The organism is Candidatus Pelagibacter sp. PS_10_02 (assembly GCF_059418005.1).
Genome location: NZ_CM182076.1, coordinates 243,183 through 269,455 on the forward strand (window position 1 = coordinate 243,183; position 26,273 = coordinate 269,455).

28 protein-coding genes and 1 riboswitch are annotated in these 26,273 nt (G+C 27.6%); of the genes, 18 read left to right on the forward strand and 10 right to left on the reverse strand.

Annotated elements, in window-relative coordinates:
* The first annotated feature begins 18 nt into the window (after positions 1–18).
* Genes guaB through panB form a run of 4 tightly spaced genes read left to right on the forward strand, consistent with a single transcriptional unit; the run spans position 19 to position 3,885 of the window.
* Positions 19–1,095 carry an IMP dehydrogenase gene (gene guaB / locus AC5SL1_RS01305; protein ID WP_494573397.1) on the forward strand — a complete coding sequence of 359 codons (1,077 nt, stop codon included), beginning with the start codon at positions 19–21 and terminating at the stop codon, positions 1,093–1,095.
* A complete protein-coding gene (locus AC5SL1_RS01310) occupies positions 1,095–1,532 on the forward strand; it encodes a tetratricopeptide repeat protein (protein WP_494599997.1) in 438 nt (145 codons plus the stop codon). The genes guaB and AC5SL1_RS01310 overlap by 1 nt, the downstream gene beginning before the upstream one ends.
* Positions 1,522–3,087 carry a glutamine-hydrolyzing GMP synthase gene (gene guaA, locus AC5SL1_RS01315; RefSeq protein WP_494599998.1) on the forward strand — a complete coding sequence of 522 codons (1,566 nt, stop codon included), beginning with the start codon at positions 1,522–1,524 and terminating at the stop codon, positions 3,085–3,087. Before AC5SL1_RS01310 ends, guaA begins: the two co-directional genes overlap by 11 nt.
* A gap of 24 nt (positions 3,088–3,111) precedes the next feature.
* Positions 3,112–3,885, forward strand: coding sequence for a 3-methyl-2-oxobutanoate hydroxymethyltransferase (panB, locus tag AC5SL1_RS01320; RefSeq protein ID WP_494599999.1), 774 nt, complete (start codon positions 3,112–3,114; stop codon positions 3,883–3,885).
* Here the strand turns inward: panB and AC5SL1_RS01325 are convergent, their stop codons facing one another.
* From AC5SL1_RS01325 to AC5SL1_RS01335, 3 genes are all read right to left on the reverse strand, one after another.
* The gene (locus AC5SL1_RS01325; RefSeq protein ID WP_271516633.1) at positions 3,886–4,500 is read right to left on the reverse strand and encodes a YjbE family putative metal transport protein; all 615 of its coding nucleotides are present in this window, start codon (positions 4,498–4,500) and stop codon (positions 3,886–3,888) included. It abuts the gene before it with no gap.
* A gap of 110 nt (positions 4,501–4,610) precedes the next feature.
* Positions 4,611–5,099, reverse strand: coding sequence for a tetratricopeptide repeat protein (locus AC5SL1_RS01330; protein ID WP_494600000.1), 489 nt, complete (start codon positions 5,097–5,099; stop codon positions 4,611–4,613).
* 2 nt (positions 5,100–5,101) lie between these two features.
* The gene (locus AC5SL1_RS01335; protein WP_494600001.1) at positions 5,102–5,875 is read right to left on the reverse strand and encodes a 5-oxoprolinase subunit PxpA; all 774 of its coding nucleotides are present in this window, start codon (positions 5,873–5,875) and stop codon (positions 5,102–5,104) included.
* 27 nt (positions 5,876–5,902) lie between these two features.
* Between AC5SL1_RS01335 and AC5SL1_RS01340 the strand changes: the two genes are divergently transcribed.
* From AC5SL1_RS01340 to AC5SL1_RS01355, 4 genes are read left to right on the forward strand one after another with little or no spacing between them, the layout of a single operon-like run.
* Positions 5,903–6,589, forward strand: coding sequence for a 5-oxoprolinase subunit B family protein (locus tag AC5SL1_RS01340; RefSeq protein WP_494600002.1), 687 nt, complete (start codon positions 5,903–5,905; stop codon positions 6,587–6,589).
* Positions 6,582–7,109: a 5-oxoprolinase subunit C family protein gene (locus AC5SL1_RS01345; RefSeq protein WP_494600003.1), complete on the forward strand. Its 528-nt coding sequence runs from the start codon at positions 6,582–6,584 to the stop codon at positions 7,107–7,109. Before AC5SL1_RS01340 ends, AC5SL1_RS01345 begins: the two co-directional genes overlap by 8 nt.
* 28 nt (positions 7,110–7,137) lie before the next feature.
* The gene (locus AC5SL1_RS01350) at positions 7,138–7,533 is read left to right on the forward strand and encodes a 5-oxoprolinase subunit C family protein (protein WP_494600287.1); all 396 of its coding nucleotides are present in this window, start codon (positions 7,138–7,140) and stop codon (positions 7,531–7,533) included.
* Positions 7,520–8,383, forward strand: a complete 864-nt coding sequence (locus AC5SL1_RS01355; protein WP_494600004.1) for a DMT family transporter — start codon at positions 7,520–7,522, stop codon at positions 8,381–8,383. Before AC5SL1_RS01350 ends, AC5SL1_RS01355 begins: the two co-directional genes overlap by 14 nt.
* A gap of 9 nt (positions 8,384–8,392) precedes the next feature.
* Here the strand turns inward: AC5SL1_RS01355 and AC5SL1_RS01360 are convergent, their stop codons facing one another.
* The 5 genes from AC5SL1_RS01360 to AC5SL1_RS01380 are packed head-to-tail and all read right to left on the reverse strand — an operon-like array spanning position 8,393 to position 13,318.
* Entirely contained in the window at positions 8,393–9,205 is an 813-nt protein-coding gene (locus AC5SL1_RS01360; protein WP_494600005.1) for a ChbG/HpnK family deacetylase, read from the reverse strand.
* Positions 9,205–10,479 (reverse strand): hypothetical protein, encoded by a 1,275-nt coding sequence (locus AC5SL1_RS01365; RefSeq protein WP_494600006.1) that lies wholly within the window; start codon positions 10,477–10,479, stop codon positions 9,205–9,207. The genes AC5SL1_RS01360 and AC5SL1_RS01365 overlap by 1 nt, the downstream gene beginning before the upstream one ends.
* Positions 10,480–10,484: 5 nt before the next feature.
* Positions 10,485–10,892, reverse strand: coding sequence for a hypothetical protein (locus AC5SL1_RS01370; protein ID WP_494600007.1), 408 nt, complete (start codon positions 10,890–10,892; stop codon positions 10,485–10,487).
* Between the two features lie 5 nt (positions 10,893–10,897).
* Positions 10,898–12,484 carry a GMC oxidoreductase gene (locus AC5SL1_RS01375; protein WP_494600008.1) on the reverse strand — a complete coding sequence of 529 codons (1,587 nt, stop codon included), beginning with the start codon at positions 12,482–12,484 and terminating at the stop codon, positions 10,898–10,900.
* A complete protein-coding gene (locus tag AC5SL1_RS01380; RefSeq protein WP_494600009.1) occupies positions 12,485–13,318 on the reverse strand; it encodes an NAD-dependent epimerase/dehydratase family protein in 834 nt (277 codons plus the stop codon).
* An 82-nt stretch (positions 13,319–13,400) separates the two neighbouring features.
* On the opposite strand from AC5SL1_RS01380, the gene AC5SL1_RS01385 reads away from it, so the two are divergent.
* From AC5SL1_RS01385 to AC5SL1_RS01420, 8 genes are all read left to right on the forward strand, one after another.
* On the forward strand, positions 13,401–14,021 hold the full coding sequence (locus AC5SL1_RS01385; protein WP_494600010.1) for a glycosyltransferase family 2 protein: 621 nt from the start codon (positions 13,401–13,403) through the stop codon (positions 14,019–14,021).
* A gap of 166 nt (positions 14,022–14,187) precedes the next feature.
* Positions 14,188–14,272, forward strand: a riboswitch (glycine riboswitch).
* Positions 14,273–14,349: 77 nt separating this feature from the next.
* Positions 14,350–15,453, forward strand: a complete 1,104-nt coding sequence (gcvT, locus tag AC5SL1_RS01390; RefSeq protein ID WP_494600011.1) for a glycine cleavage system aminomethyltransferase GcvT — start codon at positions 14,350–14,352, stop codon at positions 15,451–15,453.
* On the forward strand, positions 15,453–15,833 hold the full coding sequence (gene gcvH, locus AC5SL1_RS01395; RefSeq protein ID WP_494600012.1) for a glycine cleavage system protein GcvH: 381 nt from the start codon (positions 15,453–15,455) through the stop codon (positions 15,831–15,833). Before gcvT ends, gcvH begins: the two co-directional genes overlap by 1 nt.
* A 2-nt stretch (positions 15,834–15,835) precedes the next feature.
* Complete coding sequence (gene gcvP, locus AC5SL1_RS01400) at positions 15,836–18,694, forward strand: aminomethyl-transferring glycine dehydrogenase (RefSeq protein ID WP_494600013.1); 2,859 nt, start codon at positions 15,836–15,838, stop codon at positions 18,692–18,694.
* 15 nt (positions 18,695–18,709) lie between these two features.
* On the forward strand, positions 18,710–19,954 hold the full coding sequence (locus AC5SL1_RS01405; RefSeq protein WP_494600014.1) for an NAD(P)/FAD-dependent oxidoreductase: 1,245 nt from the start codon (positions 18,710–18,712) through the stop codon (positions 19,952–19,954).
* Positions 19,947–20,714, forward strand: coding sequence for a DUF1365 domain-containing protein (locus AC5SL1_RS01410; protein WP_494600015.1), 768 nt, complete (start codon positions 19,947–19,949; stop codon positions 20,712–20,714). The genes AC5SL1_RS01405 and AC5SL1_RS01410 overlap by 8 nt, the downstream gene beginning before the upstream one ends.
* Positions 20,714–21,892 carry a class I SAM-dependent methyltransferase gene (locus tag AC5SL1_RS01415; RefSeq protein ID WP_494600016.1) on the forward strand — a complete coding sequence of 393 codons (1,179 nt, stop codon included), beginning with the start codon at positions 20,714–20,716 and terminating at the stop codon, positions 21,890–21,892. Before AC5SL1_RS01410 ends, AC5SL1_RS01415 begins: the two co-directional genes overlap by 1 nt.
* Before the next feature lie 13 nt (positions 21,893–21,905).
* Positions 21,906–22,454: a DUF3833 domain-containing protein gene (locus tag AC5SL1_RS01420; protein WP_494600017.1), complete on the forward strand. Its 549-nt coding sequence runs from the start codon at positions 21,906–21,908 to the stop codon at positions 22,452–22,454.
* Here the strand turns inward: AC5SL1_RS01420 and AC5SL1_RS01425 are convergent.
* Positions 22,451–23,290, reverse strand: a complete 840-nt coding sequence (locus tag AC5SL1_RS01425) for an SDR family NAD(P)-dependent oxidoreductase (protein WP_494600018.1) — start codon at positions 23,288–23,290, stop codon at positions 22,451–22,453. The two genes, AC5SL1_RS01420 and AC5SL1_RS01425, sit on opposite strands and share 4 nt — an antisense overlap.
* Here AC5SL1_RS01425 and AC5SL1_RS01430 point away from each other — a divergent pair.
* On the forward strand, positions 23,233–23,700 hold the full coding sequence (locus tag AC5SL1_RS01430) for a TspO/MBR family protein (RefSeq protein WP_494600019.1): 468 nt from the start codon (positions 23,233–23,235) through the stop codon (positions 23,698–23,700). The genes AC5SL1_RS01425 and AC5SL1_RS01430 overlap by 58 nt on opposite strands.
* Before the next feature lie 9 nt (positions 23,701–23,709).
* Positions 23,710–24,813: an NAD(P)/FAD-dependent oxidoreductase gene (locus tag AC5SL1_RS01435; protein WP_494600020.1), complete on the forward strand. Its 1,104-nt coding sequence runs from the start codon at positions 23,710–23,712 to the stop codon at positions 24,811–24,813.
* Positions 24,814–24,817: 4 nt separating this feature from the next.
* Here AC5SL1_RS01435 and AC5SL1_RS01440 read toward each other — a convergent pair whose 3' ends face one another.
* The gene (locus tag AC5SL1_RS01440) at positions 24,818–26,269 is read right to left on the reverse strand and encodes a protein adenylyltransferase SelO (RefSeq protein WP_494600021.1); all 1,452 of its coding nucleotides are present in this window, start codon (positions 26,267–26,269) and stop codon (positions 24,818–24,820) included.
* Positions 26,270–26,273 lie beyond the last annotated feature (4 nt).

Here is a 26,273-nt window from a genome sequence, read left to right on the forward strand (position 1 = left end):
AATCGTATATAAATTATTATGGATCCTATTAAAGAAGCACTCACCTTTGACGATGTCACAATGGCTCCGAAGTACTCAGGAGTTTTACCTTCAGAAGTTGACACAAGCACAAAATTATCAGCTAATTTAACATTAAAAATACCTTTGTTATCATCAGCAATGGATACTGTTACAGAAAGTAAAATGGCAATAGCGATAGCTAAAGCAGGAGGCATTGGTGTAATTCACAGAAATTTAAATATCAAAAAACAAATTGAAGAGATTAGAAAAGTAAAAAAGCAAGGATTATTAGTTGGAGCTGCTGTAGGAGCCGGTCCACTAGAACTTAAAAGGGCAGAGGCGATTTTAAAAGAACAAATTAATTTAATTGTAGTTGATACAGCACATGGTCACAGCAAAAAAGTAGCTGAAATTGTTAAAGCAATTAAGAAAATTAAAACTAAAAAGACAACCTTGTGTGCTGGAAATATTGCTACAGCGGACGCTGCAAAATTTTTAATAAAATTAGGTGTAGATATAGTTAAAGTTGGTATTGGACCTGGTTCAATTTGCACTACTAGATTGGTAGCTGGTATTGGTGTGCCTCAATTGAGTGCAATCCTAGCAGTTAAACAAGGAATAAAAAATAATAAAACAAAAATAATTTCTGATGGTGGAATTAAATATTCTGGAGATATTGCAAAAGCATTGTCAGCAGGAGCAGATGCTGTAATGATTGGTTCATTATTTGCCGGAAGCACAGAGACACCAGGAAAACTAATAAAAAAAAATGGAAAATTATTTAAAAGTTTTAGAGGAATGGGTTCTGTGGGAGCAATGAATAAAGGTTCTGCTGATAGATATTTTCAAAAAAAACAAAAAGATACATCTAAATATGTACCAGAAGGTGTAGAGGGTTTTGTTAAATATAAAGGTGATGTTAAAAATATTATTTATAAATTAATCGGAGGATTAAAATCTTCCATGGGCTATTTGGGAGCAAAAAAAGTTTTATATCTAAAAACTAAACCTAATTTTGTAAAAATAACAAAAGCTGGATTTTATGAAAGCATGGTTCATAATGTTGATGAAGTAAAGAGTGACAGCAAATACTAATGATTAAATTTAATAAACTAGTCTTTATAATTTTTATATTTTTAAATATTTCGAATTTATCTTTTGCAGAAGATAATTTTTTTGAAGAGGGAAAAATTAAATATGATGAAAAAAGTTATGAAGAGGCTAAGTTTTTATTTCAAAGAGGAATAGTATTCAATCCTAAAGATGAAAAATCATATTTATATCTAGCAAAAATTTTTAATATTGAAGAAAATAAAAAAGAAGTAAAAAAGAATATAGATACAGTTTTGTTACTAGAACCTAAAAATGAAGAAGCAAATTATATGCTTATGGAAATAGAACTTAAAAGAAGCAATTATTTAAAAGTTAGAGAGTTGGCTCAAAGTTTCTCTAAAATTTGCATTGATTTATGTGGTAAAGAAAAAATTATTTTAGAGTCTTTAAAAGATTTGGAACCAAAAAATGAGTCTTAATAACAAGCTCACCAAAATTCTAATAATAGATTTTGGGTCTCAATTTACACAGCTTATCGCAAGAAGAGTAAGAGAATTTGGTGTTTTTTCAGAAATCATTAGTCATAAAAAAATAAAAATAAATCAAATTATTAACAATAACACTGGTGGAATAATTCTCTCAGGGGGTCCGCTTAATGTATATCAAAATGATAAATTTAAATTTGATAAAAAGATATTAAGCTTAAAAATACCAGTTTTAGGAATATGTTTTGGACATCAAATACTGTCTAAAGAACTAGGTGGAGGTGTTAAAAAATCTAAACATAGAGAGTTTGGTCTAGCAACTATTAAAAAGGTTTCAAATAGTAAATTAACTAAAAATTTTTTTAATAAAGACAATAGTAACAATGTATGGATGAGCCATGCAGATCAAGTATCTAAGATGCCAAAAAATTTTAAAATTATTGCATCTTCAAAAAATTCAAAATTAGCAATAATTGAAAATACTAAAAATAATTATTATGGCGTACAGTTTCACCCTGAAGTAACCCATACTAATAAAGGTAAAATCTTACTACGTAATTTTGTTTTTTATATATGTAAATTAAAAAAAAATTGGTCTTCAAAAGATCAAAAATTAGAATTAATCAGAGACATAAAGAAACAAGTAGGTAATAATAAAGTAATTTGCGGTCTATCAGGTGGAGTGGACAGCAGTGTTGTCGCTCAATTATTGAGTAAAGCTATTAGAAAAAACCTTACTTGTATATTTGTTAATAATGGTCTTTTAAGAAAAAATGAGGAAACACAAGTAGTCAATACATTCAAAAAAAAATTAAAAATAAATTTAGTTTATGTTAATGCAGAAAAAGAATTTATTAATAAATTAACTAACATTTCTGATCCTGAAAAAAAAAGAAAAATTATTGGAAATTTATTTATTAAAATATTTGAAAGATATGCAAAAAAAATAAAGAATGTTAAGTTTCTAGCTCAAGGCACCCTTTATCCTGATTTAATTGAAAGTAGATCTGTTACAGGAAGCCAGACATCAAAAATTAAATCCCATCATAATGTGGGTGGTTTACCAAAAAGAATGAAATTAAAATTAGTTGAGCCATTGAAATTTCTTTTCAAAGATGAGGTAAGAAAACTTGGGTTAGAACTAAATTTATCAAAAGATATAATATCTAGACATCCATTTCCTGGACCTGGTTTAGCAATAAGAATGCCTGGTAATATAACAAGAGAAAAGATTAATATTTTAAAAGAGGCAGATTATTATTTTATTAAGGCTTTAAGAGATAATGGTTTATACGATAAAATTTGGCAAGCCTATGCTGCTCTATTACCAGTTAAAACAGTTGGTGTAATGGGTGATAACCGAACTTACGAACATATTTGTTTATTAAGAGCAATTACTTCAGAGGATGGAATGACTGCAGATTTTTTTGAATTTCCAAAAGGCTTTATGCAATCTATTTCTAATCAAATCATCAATAATATTAGAGGAATAAATAGAGTTGTTTATGATGTAACATCTAAACCACCAAGTACTATTGAATTAGAGTAATAGTTAATTATAAGATATTAAAAGATGAATAAAAAAATTATAGATTTTATTAAAAAAAAAAATAAATCTAAAATTATAAGCCTTACTGCTTATTCAAAAAATATTGCTTCTATTATTGATAAACACTGCGATCTTATTTTGGTTGGAGATTCCCTTGGATCAGTCCTTTACAACTTTTCTTCTACAAAAAAAGTGACATTAGATATGATCATTAAACATTCTAAAAGTGTAAGACAAGGTGTTAAAAAAAGTTTAATGGTAGTAGACATGCCACACAACACCTACCGTACCCCTAAAGAAGCGTTAACTAATGCGAAAAAAATAATTTCTAAAACTAATTGTGATGCTGTCAAACTTGAAGGTGGTAAAAAGATTATTAAAGTAATTAAAATTTTGATTAAAAATAAAATTCCAGTTATGGGCCACCTTGGTGTTCTTCCTCAATCTGCAACAAATTTTAGATTTAAAGGAAAAAAAACATCAGAAAGAAAAATTATTTTAAGAGATTCTAAACTTTTAGAAGAAGCAGGTGTATTCTCAATGGTTTTAGAGTGTGTCGAGAGCTCTTTAGCAAAAGAAATTACGAAATCAATTAATGTGCCAACAATTGGGATAGGCGCATCAGTTAATTGTGACGGACAAGTTCTTGTTACGGATGATCTTATAGGACTGAGTAATATAAAAGTAAGATTTGTAAAAAAGTATCTAAATATTGAAAAACAAATAAATAATGCTGTCTTAAAATATAAACAAGACGTAACAAAAAAAAAGTTTCCTGCCAAAAAACATTCTTATTAGCTAGAAGTATTTTTGAAAAGTTTGATTTATTGATAACACTCCATAATCATTCAATCCACCAATGATTAATTGTAGTCCAACGATCAATATAAAAAATAAACCAACATATGCTATCCAAATATGCTTTTGAATATAGTTAGCTAAATAAGTAGCTAATGCACCAGTTAGAACCACAGATAAAACAAGACCAAAAATCATAAAACCAAAGTATCCTTTAGAAGCCCCAACTACCCCAATGACATTATCAAAACTAATTGTAATATCTGCAAATAATACCTTGTAAACACTTTGTATATAAGATGGTTCTGTAGATTTTTTAACTGGAGATTTTATCTTATTTTTCATCTCGACTAAATCTTTTCTCAAATCGTTAGCAATCCAAATTAGAAGCAACCCACCTAAAATTTTTATATAATAGAATTCAAATAAATAAGTGGCAAATAATGCAAAAATAACTTTAAAAACTAATGCGCCCACAACACCCCAGAGAATTATTTGTTTTCTATTTTTTGGAACGAAGTTAGCTGCGATTAAAGCTATAATTATAGCGTTATCTGCAGCTAGGATAATATCTATAAAGATAATTTGGAGTAGTATTATGCCTTCTTCAATCAAGATGATTGAATAATAGTAAAAATCTATAATAAATCAATATATTAAAGGCTTAATAAGACGTAGAAATTTTTAAATTAATTTTAGGACAGATCATTACGAAATAACTAAAATTAATATTTAGATTTTTTTTCCCCAGCAATTATTGCTTTAAGTTCTTTATATTCTTCACAATTACATGATTTTAACACATCAAGTCTTTCTTTTGCTAAATCAATTCTGTTAGTAACAACATAAAGCTCACCCAAGTATTCATTAATTCCATTATGGTTGGGTTCTATAGAAAGTCCTTGTAAATAATATTTTTCACCTCCAGCATAATCTCCAAGTTTTCTTGTTGTAAAACCAAGATAATTGAGAGTATCAGCTTTATTTGGTTTTTCTTTATTAGATATAACCAAAAGGTCTAAAGCTTTTTCATATTTTTTGTTGGCTTTTTCGTTTTTACCTTGTTTTTCATATTTTTTTGCAGCTTTAATAATCGTAACTGCCTTATCATAATTTGATTTTACTTTGTTAGAACTATCACTACTAGACCCAGCGGCATAAGAATTTGTTGATAATAAAATTAAAACAGAAAGAGTAACAAAAATATTTTTCATAATTATATAAATTTTTTCATTAGATTGAGTGGTTTTAGTTTAAGTCCATTATCTATTAAATTTTTTTTAATTGATTTTGCAGTAGCTAATGAACTTTCATTATCCCCATGTATGCAAACAGAGTCTATTTCACAAGGTATTTGCTTACCACTGTGACAATTAAGCGACTGATTTTTAACCATACTTAATACGTGTTTATTTGCTTGTTCTGGGTTGATTATTAAAGCGTGAGGTTTTTTTCTAGAAACTAAATTTCCATTATCTTCATAGTTTCTATCTGCAAATATTTCACATGCAATTTTCATATTAAGTTTTTTTGCAGCTATTTCCATTTTAGATCCGGTTGGCACTAGATAGATTATTTCTTTATCAATTTGATAGATAGTTTTTGCTAATAGTGTTGCAAGCTCTAAGTCTTCACAAGCCATATTATTTAACGCACCATGTGGCTTTATATGAGTAACCTTTTCACCATACTCTTGAGCAATTTTATTTAGAGTTTGAAATTGGTCAATAATAAGTTTTGAAATTTCAGATGAATTTAAATTCATTCTTTTTCTTCCAAAATTTTCTGGATCATTAAATGAAGGATGGGCTCCAATACTTACTCCATTTTTTTTTGAAATTTGGACAACCATCCTCATTGTATCATTATCTCCAGCATGATAACCACAAGCAACATTTGCTGAATTAACAATATCTAATAAAGCAGGATCATTTTCTATTGAATGAAATTTTGATTTTTCGCCTAAGTCACAATTGATATTAATTTCCATAACCTATACCTTAGAGTATAACATGCTATGATCAAAAATATATCAAATCTTGGTGACGCATCAGTATATTGTGATTTCGGATCAGACGTAAATGAACAAATAAATTCAAATGTAATTTGTTATTTTAATGAAATCTCAAAGTTAGTTGAGACAAATGAAACTACTGGAATAAATAATATTATCCCCTCCTATAATAAATTAATCATCAATTTTGATTTGTCTCAAACTACATTTAACGAAGTTAAAGAAAAAATTTTAGCATTAGATGTTAAAAATCAAACCAAGGATAACTTTAAAAAAATTAAGATTGCTATTTGTTGTGATGATGAATTTGGCCTAGATTTTAATAGAATTTTAAAAATAACTAAACTCTCGAAAGAAGAAATTTTAAACTTAAGTTTAAATAAAGAATACTTTTGTTATATGACAGGATTTATTGCGGGTATGCCTTTTTTAGGAGATATAAATAAGGACATTAGATGTAATCGTTTAGAAACACCAAGATTAAAAGTTCCAAAAGGTTCGGTTGGAATAACCGAGCAGTTTGTAAACATTTATACTTTTGAAAGCCCTGGAGGATGGAACATTATAGGCAATACCCCTGAAAAAATTTTTGATAATTTAAACAGAAAAGAACCTGCTTTAATTAAACCTGGAGATAGAGTTAGTTTTTATCAAATATCTAAAGAAGAATATTTAAATTGGAATGAGTAATACATATTTTGAAGTTTTAAGAGCAGGAGTTAATACAACAATCCAAGATATTGGAAGAAATCACATGTATCACTTAGGCATTACAATTAGTGGTGCAATTGATCAAAGAAACTATGTTTTAAGTAATAAACTTGTAAACAATTCTTTAAATGAAGCAGTTATAGAGTTTGCTTATCAAGGCCCTCTCTTAAAATTAAAAAATGGTTCAATTAATTTTTGTATCACTGGTGATGTAATTTTTAAGATTATTAAAAAAGATGGTTCAATAGAAGACGGTACTTGTTATGAAAGTTATACTTTAGAAGATGAAGAGCAATTAGATATAATCTCAACCAAAAATACTGCTTATGGATATTTATCAGTTAGCAATGGTTTTAAATTACAAAAGATTTGGAATAGTTATTCAATAAATACAAAAGCAAATATTGGTCCAAACAATGGTAAAAAATATTCACTACAAGATAAAATTCTAATTAACAATCAAGATCTTGTATTAAATAAAAAAAAAAATAAATTATAATGAAAGTTCTGATAATTTAATTAGAATAATTAAAGGTACTAATTTCAATTATTTTTCAAAAAAATCACAAGATAGTTTTTTTAATGATGAGTTTTCAGTAACTAAAGATGCAGATCGAATGGGCATTAGATTGACTGGACCTAAGTTAGAAAATATCGTTAACACAAATATTAAATCAGAGGGTCTTGTAAGAGGAGTAATCCAGGTCCCAGCTGATGGAAATCCAATTATAATGCTTTCTGATCACGGAACTATTGGAGGATACCCAAAGATCGGAGTTGTTATTTCAGCAGATTTAGATCAAGTTGGTCAATTTACACCTGGATCTAAAATAAAATTTAAAGAAGTAAGCCTTGCAGAAGCTCAGAATATATTTAAAGCATATACGATTGATACAAATAAATATTTAAATGAAAATAATTAGCAAAATTCCTGGCCCAATACTCGTTTTTATGGGTGCATGCTGCTTAAGCTTTGGAGGCTTGATTGTAAAATCATTCGAGGGTGCAACTCTGTGGCAAATATTATTTTGGCGGTCATTATTTTTTTCATTAACAATTTTGTTGTTTTTAGTAATCACTTATAAGCAAAAATTATTTAAGGCATTTTATGACTCAGGATTACCAGGGTTTTTTGGTGGAATTATTTTATCCTTGGGTTTCTGTGGATATGTTTTTGCGATGTATAATACAACTGTTGCAAACACTAATTTCATCATTTCAACACAAATATTGTTTCTAGCAATATTTGGATACTTATTCTTAAAAGAAACAATTACATCTTTAACATTAGTATCAATTATCCTCGCGATCACTGGAGTTTTGTTAATGGTTGGAAATTCTTTATCACCAGGAGAAATGTCTGGCAATTTAGCAGCTTTTAGTATGCCTATTACATTTGCTGTTCTGATAATGATTGTGAGAAAGTTTCCCAATGTCGATATGGTACCCGCACAATTTATTGCGGGTATAAGCTCATGTATTATTGGATATTTGTTATCAGACAAACTTATGATTTCCTCTAATGATATCTTTTTAGGATTTACTGCAGGTTTTTTTCAAGTTGGATTTGGATTTATATTTATAACTATGGGTGCTCGAAGCACTCCTTCTGCGATGGTTGGTATTATAATGTTATCCGAATCTGTTTTAGGACCTATATGGGCATTTTTATTTGCCGGTGAAAGATCATCATTATTTACATTAATTGGAGGCAGTATTATTCTTTTTGCAGTATTAATTCAATTTTATAACATACTTTATAAAAAAAATTGATTTTAATTTTTAACTTATCATTTTGATTATTTTTTTTGATGAAGCAATCTTATATTCTTTTATTCTTTGATCTGATGAGTAATAAGTGAAATATTTCTTTTTAAAAAAATTAACTTCATTATTGTTAGTATATCCAGGATGAATTAAGACTTCTAATGTTTTGCTATTATTTTTATTTAAACTAATACCTTTTTTAATAGAGTCAAAGTTTTGAAAACCTGTATAAAGCAACCCAGTAAAATTTGATTTAATTAGATTTCCTTTTTTTTTACGATGAAAATTACTTAAAAAAATAATTATTAAAAATTTCATTATATTGCTTAAATAACCAGTATTTATAAAGTCTTTTAAATTTATAAAATAATATTTTTCAATAGGTTCTCTTAATTCAATAATTTTATGTTTTTCTTTAAGATCTAAAATAATATCGTTAATCCAAGGAATAACGTGAACATGTTCATGAGAGTCAATTTTGATAGAAGTAATATTAAATTTCTTTTTAAAATAAATAATTTGTTTTTCTATTTCTTTTTTAACTTCTTCTTTATGAAAAGAGAATTTAAAGCTATACCTCAAAAATAGTAATTTAAAAAAACTATAATTATAAGATAAAGATGAACTCGGATAATTTTCAGTTAAATTTAAATGTAATTTTATATTAATTAAGCGGCTCTTTTTTATATATTCAAAATAATATTCATTAAATCCTACCATTACTGAAATACTATTGATAATTTTAAGCTTAATGCATTTATATATATTTTTAGAAATAATTTTACTTCTACCAAAATCATCAGCATGAAAATAAATTTTTTTATTCATTAATAGTATAAATTAGCAAATATTAAAAAAGTTAAACTAAATAAATAATGAGATTTAACAAGTCTATTATTCAATTCGTCGTTATTGTAAAAAAATAGTGAAAGAAATATAAAAACTAATGGATCTAGATATTCTTGAAAAAATGGCAATATTAAAAGTGAAATTGGAATAAAGAAAATCACAAAAAAAATTAAAAGTATTCTTTTTTGAGCAACAGCAAAAAAAGAAAATATTGAAATAAAAAAAATAAAATATAAAAATATTTTTTGAGAAAACTCATCTTCGAAAATTAATCGGCTTAATTTATGAGCCCAACCTTTTCCTAAATGTTCCCATTGAAAATAATTAGTTGGAAATAAGAATATCAAGATGAGATAGACACTAAATAAGAAAAATAAAATCATAAAATATTTTTTATTAGACATCACAAACTGAAAAATTTTTTTATGAAATATAAATATATAGGGTATTAAATAAAATGAAGTTATAGAAAAAAAATAACCGATCTGTTCCAAATACAATGTTCCAAAGCTTCGTGAAATAGTGTCATGTGGTGATATTAAGCTTCCCCAATAATAAATTAAAGAAAAGACTGGTAAAGATAAAATAAAATTAATAATTATGTAAAGACTAATATTAATTTTATTATTTTCGTGTTTAAGAAATAAGTAGCTATAGATTAAAGGAATCAAGGCAAGTTTTTGATCAAAATAAACACATAAACAACTGAATATAGAAAAAATAAGTATATATTTTTTTTTATTATTAACTTCTTTTAGATATGTTGAATAAAAATAATAAGAAATTACCATCATTAGTAATCCATAATTTTCCATTCCAGCCCAATATGAGCTAGTTCTATAATAGGGACTTAAATAAATAATACTTGAGAAACATGCTAAAAGGTAGAGGTTTTGCTTTTTATAATTTTTTTTTAAAATTAAAAAAAAAATAATAGGTAAAAATATATTTAAAATAAAAATACTTATTAAGAAATTTTCTTTATTTTTAGAAAATGGATTTAAAAATTTGTTAATTATATAGCTTGAAGGAAAGTGACTATTTATACTCAATTTAATCTCGGAAGTTTTAGTATTTTTGATAGATGCAATTGTTGTATTTTCATTGAAAATTTTTTGATTTGTCCATGTATTTAAAAAATCGAATTTACCTCCACCAGCTGAGTCTTCTCTAATTACAAAGCCATATATAAAACTAGATAAAGAGAATAAAATTAAAATCATATAAAGAGTATTATTTTTAGATATTGTCATTTTAATTACTTAATTTTTGATTTTAATAATTTATATATTAACCATAATGGTGATGTAATAAAAATAAATACAAACTTTAAAATATCCAATAAGATTTTAGTAATTGTAGAATTATTAACCATATTATTGAAATTTTCATAATCTGACTCATGCAGTGCAACTATTAAATTAAATTTGAATCTAATAAATGATTTTTTAAAAAAAAATTTAGAAAAAAAATCTAAATAAAAAATATCATAATAATAACAATTACAGCTTTCTAAAAATAGATCTATATTTGAAATAGAATTATCTTTTAAATAATTTTTAACTTTAAAGTTAGCTATTTCTAATAATTGAGAGTTATCCATTAAAGAAAAATATTTCACATATTTTGAATATTCTGTAGCAGTAATAGTAAAAATCTTATTCATATGTGTTATGTATTTTTATAAACAATATATCTGCCAAGACTAGCAGCATTAACACTCACTGGTTTGCTAGATAATCTAGGAATAATAGATGCATCAGCGACTATCAAATTATTAATAAATTTTACCTGTCCAATTGTATTGACTGGGAATTTATCATTTGTACCCATTGGTATTGTACCAGCATAATGTATGGCGGCCCCAGAGTCATATCTAATTGTTTTAATTGGAATTGCTGACATTTTTAACAAATATTTTTTTATTCTTTTTTCAATTTTTTTGTCTAATAATAATTTTTCTTTATTTTCAGTATAATTAATTTCGATTTCATTACGTTTGTTAACCCGAATCTTATTATAGTCATTTAAAGTATCAGGTAAAAAATATGTACACACACCAAGTGATGAATAAAATTTATAAAATATATCCTTAGATAACCTCAATGGTAATGGTAAATTATTAATTAGTGGTTGATAAAATAAAGAGTTTAGATGTAAAAATTCTAGATGAATATATTCATTTCTATTTTCATATATTTCATTCATCGCACCAACTAGCCTATTAAATTGAATAGATTTATAGCTAATTTTTTTACCAATCATTTTAGGTAAAAGGTAAACAATCTTGACTTTTTTTGTATCCATCAAACCAGTGGTAAGTCTATTTAGATTAATATTATTATTTGTACATGTTTTGTTGAAAATGATTCCTGATTGTACTGCGCCAGCACATAAAAATATTTTGCTATTATTTTTTTTTATTTTAAGTGTTGAGTCTTCAAAAAAAACAATTTTATCAATCTTAGAGTCTTTAACTTTAAAATGAGATACTTTACGATTATCAAAATATTTAAACTTATCAAAAGACTTACATTTTTTTAAGGTAGAATGGATAGGATTATATATAGCATTTTGAGGACATCCCCATAGACACCTAGAGGTAAGTTTACAGCTATCTTCAGTATTTGAATTCTTAATAGCCAATCTAGATTTACCAATTTCAAATTTTTGATCCTTAAAAAATTCATAATTTTGGGTAAATTTTTTCAAAAAATAATCATCTCGATTATCTAAAATAATTGATGACTCTTCGCCATAATTTACAATATTAAAGTTAATATTAATATTATCATTTATATTTGAAACGTTAAGTTCTTTAAATATTTTTTTTTGTGACAAAGAAAATTTTTTATAGTCAATACCCCAATCCTGCACATCAGTTTCATTATAAGGTATACAATTAGCTCCCCATCCATTTGCTAAACCACCTTTATTAAATGATTGATAAATATCAAAATTCTTTAAATTAGAAATTTCATTATTAACTTGTTGTTTATCTAAAATAAAATTTCTTAGCGGTGGTATTTGAAAAAGTTTTTGATTATAAGGATTTGGAAATTGATTATTTCTTGCCCCAATTAAATTTTCTACAGAATGTTCTAAATTTTTTTTAAAATCTATAAAATTTGCACTATTGATTGTGTTTAAATTTTCTTTTTTACCAAAATCCCATAATTCAACACTTTCACCTTTTTCTAATAATGACAAAGCAACATTTGATCCAGTAATTCCAGAACCGATAACAATAGCACTCATTTAAAATTTATTATTTTGCTTTCTAATTAAAAATTTTTTTGTATCTATATCTTTAAGCCAATCATGATTTTCATATTGTTGAAAAGACTTAGATTTTAATAATATTTTTTTTATAAATAATGGAAAACAATTAATCAACTTACTTGGTATATACAAGATTTTTCTATTTATATTTGACACTTTATTAACATGTTCAATTAATTCATGAAAATAAATCTTTTTATCACCTATTATAATAAATTTATTAACTTTAAAATCTTTTATGATAATTTCTTTAATTGTATTTGCAAATTTATCTAGATCGATTGGATAAAAGTTTTTACCTGGAAAAAAAACTGGAATAAAAAATAATTTCATATTTTCAATTTTATTTTTGATAGTTTTAAAATGTGGAGAATTTTCTTGAAATACTAAATCTATATATAAAGTATAAAATTGATTTCTTTTATCAAAATGATTATTAAGTTCTTTTTTAGATAAAGCGTAATTATCCAAACTATTAGTAAAAACTTTTGTAGAATTAAAACTTAAATATTTTAGATTTAATTTTTTTTCAGTAATTAGTTTTTGAAAAATTACATCAAATCTTGAGTTAAAAAAATACTCTTCTTTAGTTTCACAGTTTATGCTTCCAGCAGAATTTATTATACAAAATATATTTTTATTGGTACTCAAAAAATTCTCAATGAAATTCTTATAAAAATTGTCTAAATCATTGCCATCAGGTCTAGGTATTTTGTACCCAAAAACATCATAGTCTTTATTATCTAAAAATTTTAACAAGTAAGACCCTATATATCCACTATGACCAAATATAAAAATTTTCCTTTTCATTAAATTATTATTATAACCTGTTTATTTAATTAATGTCATATTTGTTATATTAATATCTTTTAAGAACATAATTTTTAGATAAATGAAAAAATTTTATTCAATAATAATTCCAGTCAAAAACCAAGAAAAAAATATTTCTTACAATTTAGATAAATTAATTAGAGAATTAAACTATTTCATATTTATTTCTAAATGGGAAATAATTTTGATTGATGATGGAAGTACGGATTTGACATTTAGAGAATTATCTATTTATAAAAAAAAAATTAAAAATATAAAATTAATTAAAAACAAATTAAATAAAGGAAAAGGATACTCAGTTAAAAGAGGTATCAGTTTATTAAATAAAAAATCTGAGAAGGTTGTTTTAATAGACTCTGATATACCTTATTTTAAATCATTAAGATTATTTTTTAGAACTCTTAATGATAATAATTTAGTTATAATAAATCGTAAAGATGAAAGGAGTAAACTCAAAATCAAAAAAAAAAGCTTTTACATTTTTTATAGAATTTTAGTTGGACATATATTAAATTTATTTTTTAGACTTTTTGCACTAACCAATTTAAAAGATACTCAGGCAGGCTTAAAGGGATTTGACTCTTCACTGAAAAAAAATTTTAAAAAAGTAAAAACTAATGGCTTTCTTTTTGACTTAGAATTTTTACTGATTTTAAAAAAAAAAAAATTTACCCCCAATTAGTTCCTTGCATCTATTCAATTTCAGGAAAATCATCAATAAAGTTCGATCTTACAATTTATTTTAGAATAATACATGACCTTTTATTTATAATTTATAATCACTTAACAAGTAAGTACGAATAAATAATAGTTAATTCTTTGTTGTAATTATTTAAAATTAATCTATACTATGATTAACGGGAGAAGGCTATATTAGCTGCCGAAGGAGCAACCACCCAGGAATCTCTCAGGCAAAAGGACCGTAACATATTAACTCTGGAAAGAGATTAAGTTCTCGCCGACGGAATAAAACTCTCAGGCAAACATACAGATGGGTACAGTGAGTTAATATGAATATTTTAAAAACCGCACTTTACAGTTTACATCAAAAGCATGGAGCTAAGTTTGTTCCATTCGCTGGGTATCAAATGCCGATACAATATCCCGAAGGCATTGTAGAGGAACATAAATATACAAGATCAGATGCAGGTTTATTTGATGTTTCTCACATGGGACAACTTTTTATTAAAGGTGGTGAGGAATTAACTGCGGATTTAGAAAAAATTTTTCCCTTAGATTTCAAAAATATCTCCTTAAATCAAAGCAAGTATAGTTTCTTAATGAATGAAGAAGCCTTTATTCATGATGATTTGATTATCACAAAAGTAGAAGGAGGATACAATATTATTTTGAATGCAGCTTGTAAAAACGAAGATTATCAAATCATAGCAAAATTATTAAATAATAAATATGAAATGGTTTTAAATTCTGATTTATCGCTCATTGCTATTCAGGGCCCTAAAGCTGTTAATATCTTAAAAGAAGTCATTGCAGGTCCTGATAATCTTAATTTTATGAATGGTGATTGGTTTAATTATTTAAATGATAAAGTTTATATAACAAGATCTGGATATACAGGTGAAGATGGTTTTGAAATTTCAATAGGCAATAACAAAGTAGAAGATTTAGTTAAAAATTTAATACTAAAAGGGGCAAAATTAATAGGTTTGGGTGCAAGAGATACCTTAAGATTGGAAGCAGGTCTTTGTTTATATGGCCATGATATTGATTTAGAGACAACACCAATTGAGGCAAATCTTAAATGGGCAATCTCTAAAAAAAGGTTAGAAAATGGTGGTTTCAGAGGGTTTGATAAAATTGATAGTCAGATAAAATCAGGAACTAAAAAATTAAGAGTGGGCATTGCTCCTGAAGAAAGAATTATAGCTCGAGAAAAAACAAAAGTGTTTAATGAGAATAATGAAGTTATAGGAGAAATAACAAGTGGAACTTTTGGACCAAGCATACAAAAACCAATTACACTTGGTTATGTGCAAAGTGAGTATGCTAAATTAGATACAAAGATTTTATTAGAAGTTAGAGGTAAAAAATACCCAGCTAAAATATGTAAATTACCATTTTATAAAAAAAGCTATGTGAAAGGAGCAAACTAATGAGTGATGTAAAATTTTCAAAAGAACATGAATGGATTAAAATGGATGGTGATATAGCCACAATAGGGATTACACAACATGCAACAGAAATGTTGGGAGATATTGTTTTTGTTGAACTTCCTGAACTAGGATCAAATGTTGAAAAAGATGGTAATGCGGGAGTGGTTGAATCTACAAAAGCTGCAAGTGATGTTTATACCCCAGTTTCTGGAGAAGTAGTTGAAAACAATCAAGCAATTGTTGATGACCCAGGTAAAATAAATAGTGATCCAGAAAATGAAGCTTGGTTTTTTAAGCTTAAAATTAAAGATAAGACAGAGCTGGATACTCTAATGAATAAAGAAGAATACGATAAATTTGCAAAAGAAAGTGGTAATTAAAAATGCTTAAAGCTTCACAAAAAGATTTTATTAAAAGACATATTGGACCATCTGATACTGAGCAAAATTTTATGCTCAAAGAATTAGGGTTTAAAAATTTGGACGAACTAATAAACAAAACAGTTCCAGAAAAAATCTTACTTAAAGAAAGTCTTGAAATTGGTGAGCCTAATTCAGAATATGAAGCTTTAAGAAAACTAAAAGAAATTTCAAAAAAAAATATAATTAATTCAAACTTTATAGGTATGGGGTATTATGGAACTTTTACTCCACATGTAATTCTTAGAAATATTTTAGAAAATCCAGGTTGGTATACATCGTATACTCCATATCAACCTGAAGTAGCCCAAGGTAGATTGGAAATGCTTTTAAATTTCCAACAAATGATTATTGATTTTACAGGAATGGATATAGCTAACGCCTCTTTACTTGATGAAGGTACTGCGGCAGCTGAAGCTGTTGGACTAAGTTACAGAGTTAGTAAAAATGAAAGTAATAAAGTATTTGTATCAAAAGATTGTCACCCTCAAACTGTCGATGTTATTAAAACAAGAGCTGTACCTATGGGTTTAGAGGTTATTGTTGGAGATGAATATAAAGATATCAAAGGTGAAATTGTTTGTGGTATTATTCAATATCCTGGAACTTTAGGTGATATTAAAGATCCAAGTGAAGCGATTAGTCAAATTCATAGGAATAAAGGTAAGGCAGTTTTAATTTGTGATTTACTTGCGTTAGCCAAACTAAAAACACCTGCTGAACTTGGCGCAGATATAGCAGTTGGAAGCTCACAACGTTTTGGAATTCCAATGGGTTACGGTGGACCCCATGCAGCATTTTTTGCAACAAAAGACGAGTATAAAAGATCAATGCCAGGAAGAATTATAGGGGTATCGGTAGATCGTCATGGCAAAAAAGCATACAGACTTGCACTACAAACTCGTGAACAACATATAAGGAGAGACAAAGCAACAAGTAACATTTGTACAGCTCAAGCTTTATTAGCAATAGTGTCTGCAGCCTATGCAGTTTATCATGGGCCAGAGGGAATTCTTAAAATTGCTAACAACACTTCTCAATTAGCAAAAAACTTTTCAGACAAGTTAAAGCAGACAGGCTATGAATTATACTCAGAACACTTCTTTGATACAGTTACTATCAAAACTTTAGATAAAACTGACAGTATTTATAACAATGCACTAAGAGAAAATATCAACATAAGAAAAGTAAACTCTGAAATGTTAGCAGTTTCATTTGATGAAAAGAAAAATGTTTATCGTGCTAACCAATTGCTTAAAGTTTTTAATTGTTCAGAAACTATCAAAGAAGAGATGAATGAAAGTTTAACTAATATTCCTAAAAAATTATTAAGAACTTCTAAATTTTTACAACACAAAGTGTTTAATAGTTATCATTCAGAAACAGATATGTTGAGATATCTTAAAAGACTAGAAGATTCTGATATAGCATTGAACAGATCAATGATTGCTCTTGGATCATGTACAATGAAATTAAATGCAGTTGCTGAAATGATTCCAGTTACTTGGAGAGAATTTTCAGAACCACATCCATTTGCACCTTTAGAGCAGATGGAAGGGTATAGAACATTATTTACTGATTTAAAAAATTGGCTACGTTCAATAACTGGGTTTTCAGGTGTATCTTTACAACCTAATGCTGGAGCTCAAGGAGAGTTCGCAGGACTTATGGTGATTAGAAAATTTCATGAAAACAATGGAGATCATAATAGAAACATATGTTTAATTCCAAGTTCGGCACATGGAACAAATCCTGCTAGTGCTCAAATGGTTGGCATGAAAGTTGTAGTTGTCAGTTGTGATAGTCATGGAAATGTAGATTTTGAAGATTTAAAAAATAAAGTTGAAAAACATAAAGATAATCTAGCAGCATTGATGGTTACTTATCCTTCGACACATGGTGTCTTTGAAGAAAAGATAGTAGATATTTGTGAACTTGTACATAGTAACGGTGGACAAGTTTATATGGATGGTGCCAATCTAAATGCACTTGTTGGAATAGCAAAGCCTGGGAAATTTGGACCTGATGTTTGTCATATAAATTTACATAAAACTTTTTGTATACCTCATGGTGGAGGTGGACCTGGAATGGGACCGATCGCTTGTAAAAAACATTTAGAAAAATTTCTGCCTAACCACTCAGTTGTAAAAGATTGTGGACCAGCAACAGGTGTAGGTGCAATTTCTGCAGCTCCCTGGGGTAGTTCAAGTATTCTTTCTATATCTTGGATGTACATGAAGATGATGGGATCGGAAGGTTTGAGAAAGGCATCAGAAGTTGCAATTTTAAATGCTAATTACATTGCCTATAAATTAAACAGCTCTTTTCCTATTTTATACAAAGGCAAAAATGGCAACGTTGCACATGAATGTATTATTGATATCAGGCAAATAAAAACTGAAACAGGAATAACAGAGGAAGACATTGCAAAACGATTAATAGATTATGGTTTTCATGCACCTACTATGTCTTGGCCTGTTGCAGGAACGATGATGATTGAGCCCACAGAAAGTGAAAGCTTAGAGGAGATTGATAGGTTTTGCGATACTCTGATTAAGATTAAACAAGAAATAGATAAGATTAAATCAGGTGCATTTGATAAATTAGATAATCCGTTAAAGAATGCGCCACATACACACGTTGAATTAGCTTCAAATACATGGGATCATAAATATGAAAGAGAAGAGGCAGCTTATCCTTCTGAATTTTTAAGATCATTTAAGTTTTGGCCTCCAGTTGCTAGAGTAGATAATGTTTATGGAGATAAAAACTTATTTTGTACATGTCCTTCAATGGATGAATACGAAGAGACAGCAGCATAATAAAAATATCATAAAATGAAAATTGCTGTAGTTGGAGCTGGCATATCAGGTTTAAGTGCAGCATATTATTTATCTAAAAAACATAAAGTTGATTTATTTGAAAAAGAAAATCAGTTTGGTGGTCACGCAAATACAATAAAAGTTGATTACGGACAAAACAAAGAAATAGCTGTAGATATTGGATTTATGGTGTTTAACAAAAATACCTACCCAAATCTAATCAATTTTTTTTCTGAAAATAAAATTGCAATAGAAAAAAGTGATATGTCATTTTCTGTTACTGTTGAGGGCACTAATATTGAATACTGTGGCAAAGGGTTAAAAGGAATTTTTTCAAATAAACAAAATTTATTTAATTTAAAATTTATCAAAATGTTTTTTGAAATTCTTAGCTTTTATAAAAACTGTGAAAAATTGGATATTGCAAAAATACAATCCACAACACTAGGAAATTATCTTAAAGAAATAAAAATTTCAGATTATTTTATAAATTATCATATTATTCCTATGGTTTCAGCAATTTGGTCAATGCCCCCCTATGAAGCCTCACAGATGCCTCTGACGTTCTTTTTAAGTTTTTTTAAAAACCATGGATTGTTTAAAATAAAAAATAGACCACAATGGTATACGGTTGCAAATCGGAGCAAAACATATGTTGATAAAATAATTTCAAAAATCAGTGGTCAACATTTCAAAAATTATAACATTAATAAAATAACCAGAAAAAGTACAGGTATTAAAGTTTTTTATGGTGAAGAAAATGAATTCTTTGATTATGACAAAGTTGTAATTGCAACCCATGCAGATGAAGTGTTAAATATTATAGATAGTCCAACACCAGAAGAGGAATTAATTTTAAAAAATTTTAAATATAAAAGTAATATTGCCGTTATTCATTTTGATGAGAGCGTTATGCCAAAAAATAAGAAAGCTTGGTGTTCATGGAACTCTTCAATGGATCCAAATAATATTGAAAAGACCTCAGTTACCTATTGGTTAAATCAGTTGCAAAACCTAGAGATTGATAGAAATATTTTTTTAACCTTAAATCCATTTAAGGAAATACCTGTTGAAAAATTCTTTAAAAAGGTATCGTTTACTCATCCCTATTACGATGCAGAGGCATTACTAAATCAAGGTGAACTACATAAAATTCAAAATAAAGAAAATATATTGTTTTGTGGAAGTTATTTTGGCTATGGTTTTCATGAAGATGGAATAAAATCTTCTATTGAAATGCTAAAAAAACTTAATGATTAAAAACTCATATATTTATACAGGCTCTGTAATACACAAAAGATTCAAGCCAACCATTCATAGTTTTAAATATAAAGTATTTTCATTACTAATTGATCTTGCTGAGTTAGATACATTACAAAAAAATTTAAAAATATTTTCATATAATAAATTCAATATCGTTAGTTTTTTTGATGTAGACCATGGACCAAGAGATGGCAGCCTAGTTGAAGATTGGGTTAAAGATAATCTAAAAAAAAACAATCAAGAGTATGAAGACGTACAAATTAAACTTTTATGTTATCCAAGAATATTCGGTTATGTTTTTAATCCTTTAAGTGTCTTTTATATATATGATAATAAATCAAACCTTATATCAATCATGCATGAAGTTAAAAATACATTTGGTGAACAACACGTTTATATCTTTAAAGTTAATAAAAATGAAAATTTAGTACAGCAAATTTGTAAAAAGAAATTTCATGTTTCACCTTTTATAAATATGAATTGTGTTTATTTTTTTAGAATATTAAAACCTGGAAATAAAATTTCAGTAATAATTGATGTACAAGACCCAGAGGGTAAAATTCTTTATGCATCTCAAGATGGGATTAAAAGTGAATTAAATAATGCATCTTTAATCAAGTCTTACTTAAAGCACCCATTAATGACATTTAAAGTTATCGTGGCGATACATTTTGAGGCATTTAAATTGTGGATAAAAAAGATAAAGCTTATTCAAAAAAAAATTAAAATTAAAAATAATATTACAATAGAAAATTAATGCTCATTTATAAACTGTCAGATTTAATTGTATTTAGCTTATTGAAAAATATTAAGCATGGATATCTTGAGGTTATAAAAATGAATGGTGAAGTCCTTAAGTTTGGGGATCCAAATGAAAGTTTAAAAGTTTCATTAGAAATTAAAGATAAAAGTTTCATTTATAACCTGATCAAGAGTGGAAGCATAGGATTAGGCGAATCTTATATGAAAGGATTTTTTACAACAAATAACCTTTCAGATTTAATTGAATTAACTGCTCGTAACATAGATATCATTTACAAGTTTTCAGGGATTCTAGATTTAACTATTATTAATTATATAAAGAGAAAGTTTGTTAAAAATACTAAAACTAGAAGTAAAGAGAATATTGCAAGGCATTATGACCTTGGTAATGATTTCTTTTCTTTATGGCTAGATAAATCGTTAACTTATTCAAGTGCAATATTTAAAGAACCTGATCAAGATTTATTTGAAGCACAAAAAAATAAATATCAAAAATTAATAGACCTTTTGCAACCATCAAGTGGGAGTAGAGTGCTAGAGATTGGATGTGGTTGGGGAGGTTTTGCTGAGTACTTAGGCACTAATTACGATGTTAAGTTAGATTGTATAACCATTTCTCAAAGGCAATTTGAATTTGCTAAAGAAAGAATTCACAAATACGGGTTAAACGAAAAAGTTAATATAGAATTAAAAGATTATAGAGATTTGAAAGCTAAGTATCACCATATTGCATCAATTGAAATGATAGAAGCGGTAGGTCAAGATTACTTGAATAGTTATTTTAATACTATTAAAAATAATTTGTTACCTTCTGGCACGGCTGGTATTCAAGCAATAACTATCGATGACCAGTTATTTGACCGATACAAAAATAAAGAAGACTTTATTCAAAAATATATTTTCCCAGGTGGTTTTTTGCCTTCAAAAAGTGAATTACAAAATTATGTTGATAAAAATGGATTAAAATTTAATGAGTATAATTCATATGCCAACCATTACTCGGAGACTTTGATTATTTGGAGAGAAATATTTAATAAAAAATGGGACTTAATTAAAAAACAAGGCTTTGATTTAAAATTTAAAAAAATGTGGGAATTTTATCTTTCATATTGTGAAGCTGGGTTTAAATCAAAAAATATAGACTTAATTCAATTTTCACTACAAAATAAATAACAATAGGAGATACATGATAAACTTTAATATAACTAGATTAACAGTGTTAATAATTGCTTTATTCTTTACAGCAAGTTGTATAAACAATAACTCTATGAAGCCTACAGATTTCAAAAATACAAAACCAACTATGACTATAGAGCAATACTTTGATGGTCCGGTTAAAGCATGGGGTCTATTACAAGACCGTAGTGGTAAGGTTACTAGACAATTTAAAGCAGATATGAAGGGTAGTTTTGAAGGAGATATTTTAACTCTTAAAGAAGATTTTTATTGGACAGATGGAGAAAAACAAAATCGAATATGGAAAATAAAAAAGATTGATCAAAATTACTATGAAGGTACGGCACCTGATGTAGTGGGTACAGCTAAAGGCTATCAATATGGATCAGCTTTTAAATTTGAATATGATTTAATGGTCCCATTTAAAGGAAAGAATATTAAAGTTTCTTTTGATGATTGGATTTTTAAACAGGATGAGGATGTTGCAATTAATCGTGCCACACTTACAAAATTCGGCTTTAAAGTTGGAGAATTGACTGTTTTCTTTAAAAAAAATTAATAATCAATTTTCTTCATGCCTCTAGCAACTAGCTTAAAATATAAACTACTAGGTAGCATTTGAAGAAATTTTAAAAAATAAGTAAAGGCTTTTGGGAAATGTATTTCAAAACTTTTTTTGATTACTAATCCTTTATAAATTTCCTCAGCAGCAAATTCTGGGGTTTTAATCATGGGCATTGGAAAATCATTTTGATCAGTCATAGGTGTTTTTATGAAACCAGGACTGATTAATGAAACTCGTACATTCTTCATTCTCATATCAAAGTTTAAACTTTCAGCAAAGCTGGTAAGTGCTGATTTTGAAGCACAATATGCCCCAGCTGCAGGTAATCCTCTGTAGCCCGCAACAGAAGAAATTATAGATATTTGGCCATTTTTTTTCTCAGAAAAATAATCATAGATTGAATTAATTGAATTCATTGTTCCAAAATAATTAACTTCCATTATTTCTCTTATCTTATCTAAATTAAATTTTTTCTCTGATTTTGGATCATGCATGCCAGTACCGAACACACATATATCAATACTATTTAATTGTTTGATTATATCTTTTGCAACTAATTTACATGAATCGACTTTAGTAACATCCAAAGGAAAAGGAAATATATTTTGATTAATTTTTTTAAGTTCATTTAATAAATTTTCACGTCTTGCAGATGCAGCAACTACCCACCCATTTTCTGCAAATTTGATTGCAAGAGCTTTACCAATTCCACTACTTGCACCAGTTATCCAAATAACTTTTTTTCTTCCATATTCTATTGTATAATAGAAATATGTTAAAAAATAAATTCTTATCTTTTTTATTATTTGCGCTTGTAACTTTTTCTGCATCCACAATAGGAGGTTTCGCTACAGTAGGTTTTAAAGAGCCTTGGTATTCTTTAATCATCAAACCTTCATTTAATCCACCAGATTGGATTTTTGCACCAGTTTGGACAACACTTTATTTTTTTATGACAATTGCTATCTGGAAATTTTGGCACAGTAAAAATAGAGACATGAACACTATTTACATCTATTTCATTCATTTAATCTTTAATACAACTTGGAGTATAGTTTTTTTTGTTTTTCATAAAATTGTTTTAGCCATGATTGTATTGGTAATTTTAATCTTATTGATAATTATTCTCATAATTAGATTTAAGCGTGTCAACTTGTACAGTTATTATTTAATGATTCCTTATTTACTTTGGTGTCTCTTTGCATTAATTCTTAATGTAAGTTTAATCATATTAAATTAAAATAAAACTATGGATGATGTTGTAATAGTAGGTGGTGGAATTATAGGAACTGCTACAGCTTATTTTTTATCTAAAGAAGGTAGAAAAGTAAAAGTTATAGAAAGAGACCCAACTTATAAAACAGCTTCTTTCCCATTGTCACTTGGTGGATTTAGAAGACAGTTTTTTCAAAAAGAAAACATATTACTTGGAAAGTTTGCTAGAGAATTTATCTTTCAAATACCAGAATTACTTAAAACTGAAAAAAATCCAAACCCTACAGCAAGCATGGTTACAAATGGCTACTTGTTAATGTTTGGTTCAGAGCATGCCGAGGAACAATATGAAGCCTTAAAAAATCATGAAGCTTGTGATGCTGGAACTAAAAATATCAAAGGTTCTGAACTATCAAAAATATTTCCTTATATAAATAGTGAAGGTATTGAAACAGCAACTTATACTGACAATCAAAGTGAGGGATGGATTGATCCTTTCATGTTTCATAGTGCTTTAAAAAGTAAAGCAATTGAATTAGGTGCTGAATTTATTAAAGGTGAAGTAAAAAATATTTCTGATATCAAAGCTAAAACAATTATATCGGCAGCAGGATGTTGGACTAAAGAATTATTAAAAGATATTCCAGTGGTTCCACAAAAACACACAGTTTTTAGAGTTAAATGCCCTAAGTATATTAAAGAAATGCCATTAACGGGAGATTTAACAACAGGAGTTTACTGGAGACCTGAGGGTGGAGAGTATTTAGCAGGTTCACCTAATTCAGTATTTGATGCTACTGATTTAGAACCAGCTTGGAATGATTTTGAGGAATTAGTATGGCCTGCATTAGCACAAAGAATTCCTGCTTTTGAAGAATTAAAATTAACTGGTGGATGGGCTGGTTATTATGATTGTAATAAATTAGATAACAACGCCGTGGTAGGCAAACACCCTAAATATGAAAATGTATATATGGCCTCAGGGTTTACAGGCAGAGGATTAATGCAAGCCCCTGGAATAGGAAGAGCATTAACTGAATTAATTTCTACAGGATCTTATCAAACGATTGATATTAGTGATTTTTCTGTTGAAAGAGTTCTTGGTAATAATGCTAGACCAGAACCATACGTTTTATAAAAAATTAAGTTCCACAAAAAGTTTGATACTTCACATGACTATGAGGAGCAGGGGACATTAATTCTAAATCATTTTCATTAACCTGATATGGATCTTTTAAAATTTCAGTTAATTTATTAAATAAGGTTAAATCACCATTATTAGCTAATATTAAAGCCTCTTCAATTTTGTGATTACGAGGTATTACCATTGGGTTAGAAGAACTCATTAAAACCAAAGATTTATCATGAGTGTTACCAAACATTACTAATCTTTTCATCCATTTAGTTTTCCATAAATCAAAGTCGGCATTATCATAAACTTCAGAATTTTTAATTGCCTTATTCATCAAAAAAATAAAAGTATTTGTATAATCTACTTCTTTTTCATACATCCAATTTAATAATTCCATAATTAAATTTTTATCTTCTTTATCTTCACCATATAACCCAAGTTTATCTCTCATCATATTTAACCATTTTGTTTCGTAATTTTGTTCAAACTTATCTAAAGCTTCTGAGGCTAATTTAATTGCTTCATCTTCATTTTTACTAATAAGAGGAATTAGACATTCAGCAAATCTTGTTAAATTCCATTTGGTAATTTTTGGTTGATTATCATAGGCATACCTACCTAGTTGATCTATTGAACTAAAAACTGTTTTAGGATCATAAACATCCATAAAGGCACAAGGACCATAATCTATTGTTTCACCAGATATAGACATATTGTCAGTATTCATAACCCCATGAATAAAACCAACACGCATCCAATCAATTACAAGTTGGGTTTGTTTTTCGATTAAAACATTTAGTAAGTCTAATGCTTTATTCTTTGATGATTTTATATTGGGGTAGTACTTTTCAATTGTGTAATTAATTAAGATTTCTAAATCTCTAATATTTTGTTTTGCAGCAATGTATTGAAATGTTCCAACTCTTAGATGGCCTAAGGCTACCCTTGTAAGAATTGCACCTTGTAAAATTTGTTCCCTAACCACATCTTCACCAGTTTTAACTACTGCTAAACTTCTAGTAGTAGGTATTTTTAAAAAATGCATTGCTTCACTTATTATATATTCTCTCAACATAGGGCCTAAAACAGCCCTACCATCACCACTGCGTGAGAATGGAGTTATACCAGAACCTTTAAACTGTATATCAAATCGTTCATTATTTTTGGTTAAGTGTTCGCCAATCAAAACGGCTCTTCCATCACCAAGCATTGTAAAATGGCCAAATTGGTGACCAGCGTAAGCTTGTGCTATAGAGTTAGATCCTTCAGGCAACATATTTCCTGAAAAAATTTTTGATAAATCGCTATCATTAACATTTGAAAAATCTAGATCTAATTTATTTGCTAGATCTATATTTAATATTAATATTTCTGGTGCGTTTACAGCAACAGGGTTGATATTTTCTTTGAATGTTTTTGATAATCTTGAATAACTATTGTCGAAATGCCAACCAATTGTCATTTTA

Excerpts from the sequence above, each read along its gene's own strand:
- guaB (WP_494573397.1), top strand. The coding sequence starts at position 19 with ATGGATCCTATTAAAGAAGCACTCACCTTTGACGATGTCACAATGGCT.
- AC5SL1_RS01310 (WP_494599997.1), top strand. The coding sequence starts at position 1,095 with ATGATTAAATTTAATAAACTAGTCTTTATAATTTTTATATTTTTAAAT.
- guaA (WP_494599998.1), top strand. The coding sequence starts at position 1,522 with ATGAGTCTTAATAACAAGCTCACCAAAATTCTAATAATAGATTTTGGG.
- panB (WP_494599999.1), top strand. The coding sequence starts at position 3,112 with ATGAATAAAAAAATTATAGATTTTATTAAAAAAAAAAATAAATCTAAA.
- AC5SL1_RS01330 (WP_494600000.1), bottom strand. The coding sequence starts at position 5,099 with ATGAAAAATATTTTTGTTACTCTTTCTGTTTTAATTTTATTATCAACA.
- AC5SL1_RS01335 (WP_494600001.1), bottom strand. The coding sequence starts at position 5,875 with ATGGAAATTAATATCAATTGTGACTTAGGCGAAAAATCAAAATTTCAT.
- AC5SL1_RS01340 (WP_494600002.1), top strand. The coding sequence starts at position 5,903 with ATGATCAAAAATATATCAAATCTTGGTGACGCATCAGTATATTGTGAT.
- AC5SL1_RS01345 (WP_494600003.1), top strand. The coding sequence starts at position 6,582 with ATGAGTAATACATATTTTGAAGTTTTAAGAGCAGGAGTTAATACAACA.
- AC5SL1_RS01355 (WP_494600004.1), top strand. The coding sequence starts at position 7,520 with ATGAAAATAATTAGCAAAATTCCTGGCCCAATACTCGTTTTTATGGGT.
- AC5SL1_RS01360 (WP_494600005.1), bottom strand. The coding sequence starts at position 9,205 with ATGAATAAAAAAATTTATTTTCATGCTGATGATTTTGGTAGAAGTAAA.
- AC5SL1_RS01365 (WP_494600006.1), bottom strand. The coding sequence starts at position 10,479 with ATGACAATATCTAAAAATAATACTCTTTATATGATTTTAATTTTATTC.
- AC5SL1_RS01370 (WP_494600007.1), bottom strand. The coding sequence starts at position 10,892 with ATGAATAAGATTTTTACTATTACTGCTACAGAATATTCAAAATATGTG.
- AC5SL1_RS01375 (WP_494600008.1), bottom strand. The coding sequence starts at position 12,484 with ATGAGTGCTATTGTTATCGGTTCTGGAATTACTGGATCAAATGTTGCT.
- AC5SL1_RS01380 (WP_494600009.1), bottom strand. The coding sequence starts at position 13,318 with ATGAAAAGGAAAATTTTTATATTTGGTCATAGTGGATATATAGGGTCT.
- AC5SL1_RS01385 (WP_494600010.1), top strand. The coding sequence starts at position 13,401 with ATGAAAAAATTTTATTCAATAATAATTCCAGTCAAAAACCAAGAAAAA.
- gcvT (WP_494600011.1), top strand. The coding sequence starts at position 14,350 with ATGAATATTTTAAAAACCGCACTTTACAGTTTACATCAAAAGCATGGA.
- gcvH (WP_494600012.1), top strand. The coding sequence starts at position 15,453 with ATGAGTGATGTAAAATTTTCAAAAGAACATGAATGGATTAAAATGGAT.
- gcvP (WP_494600013.1), top strand. The coding sequence starts at position 15,836 with ATGCTTAAAGCTTCACAAAAAGATTTTATTAAAAGACATATTGGACCA.
- AC5SL1_RS01405 (WP_494600014.1), top strand. The coding sequence starts at position 18,710 with ATGAAAATTGCTGTAGTTGGAGCTGGCATATCAGGTTTAAGTGCAGCA.
- AC5SL1_RS01410 (WP_494600015.1), top strand. The coding sequence starts at position 19,947 with ATGATTAAAAACTCATATATTTATACAGGCTCTGTAATACACAAAAGA.
- AC5SL1_RS01415 (WP_494600016.1), top strand. The coding sequence starts at position 20,714 with ATGCTCATTTATAAACTGTCAGATTTAATTGTATTTAGCTTATTGAAA.
- AC5SL1_RS01420 (WP_494600017.1), top strand. The coding sequence starts at position 21,906 with ATGATAAACTTTAATATAACTAGATTAACAGTGTTAATAATTGCTTTA.
- AC5SL1_RS01430 (WP_494600019.1), top strand. The coding sequence starts at position 23,233 with ATGTTAAAAAATAAATTCTTATCTTTTTTATTATTTGCGCTTGTAACT.
- AC5SL1_RS01425 (WP_494600018.1), bottom strand. The coding sequence starts at position 23,290 with ATGCAGAAAAAGTTACAAGCGCAAATAATAAAAAAGATAAGAATTTAT.
- AC5SL1_RS01435 (WP_494600020.1), top strand. The coding sequence starts at position 23,710 with ATGGATGATGTTGTAATAGTAGGTGGTGGAATTATAGGAACTGCTACA.
- AC5SL1_RS01440 (WP_494600021.1), bottom strand. The coding sequence starts at position 26,269 with ATGACAATTGGTTGGCATTTCGACAATAGTTATTCAAGATTATCAAAA.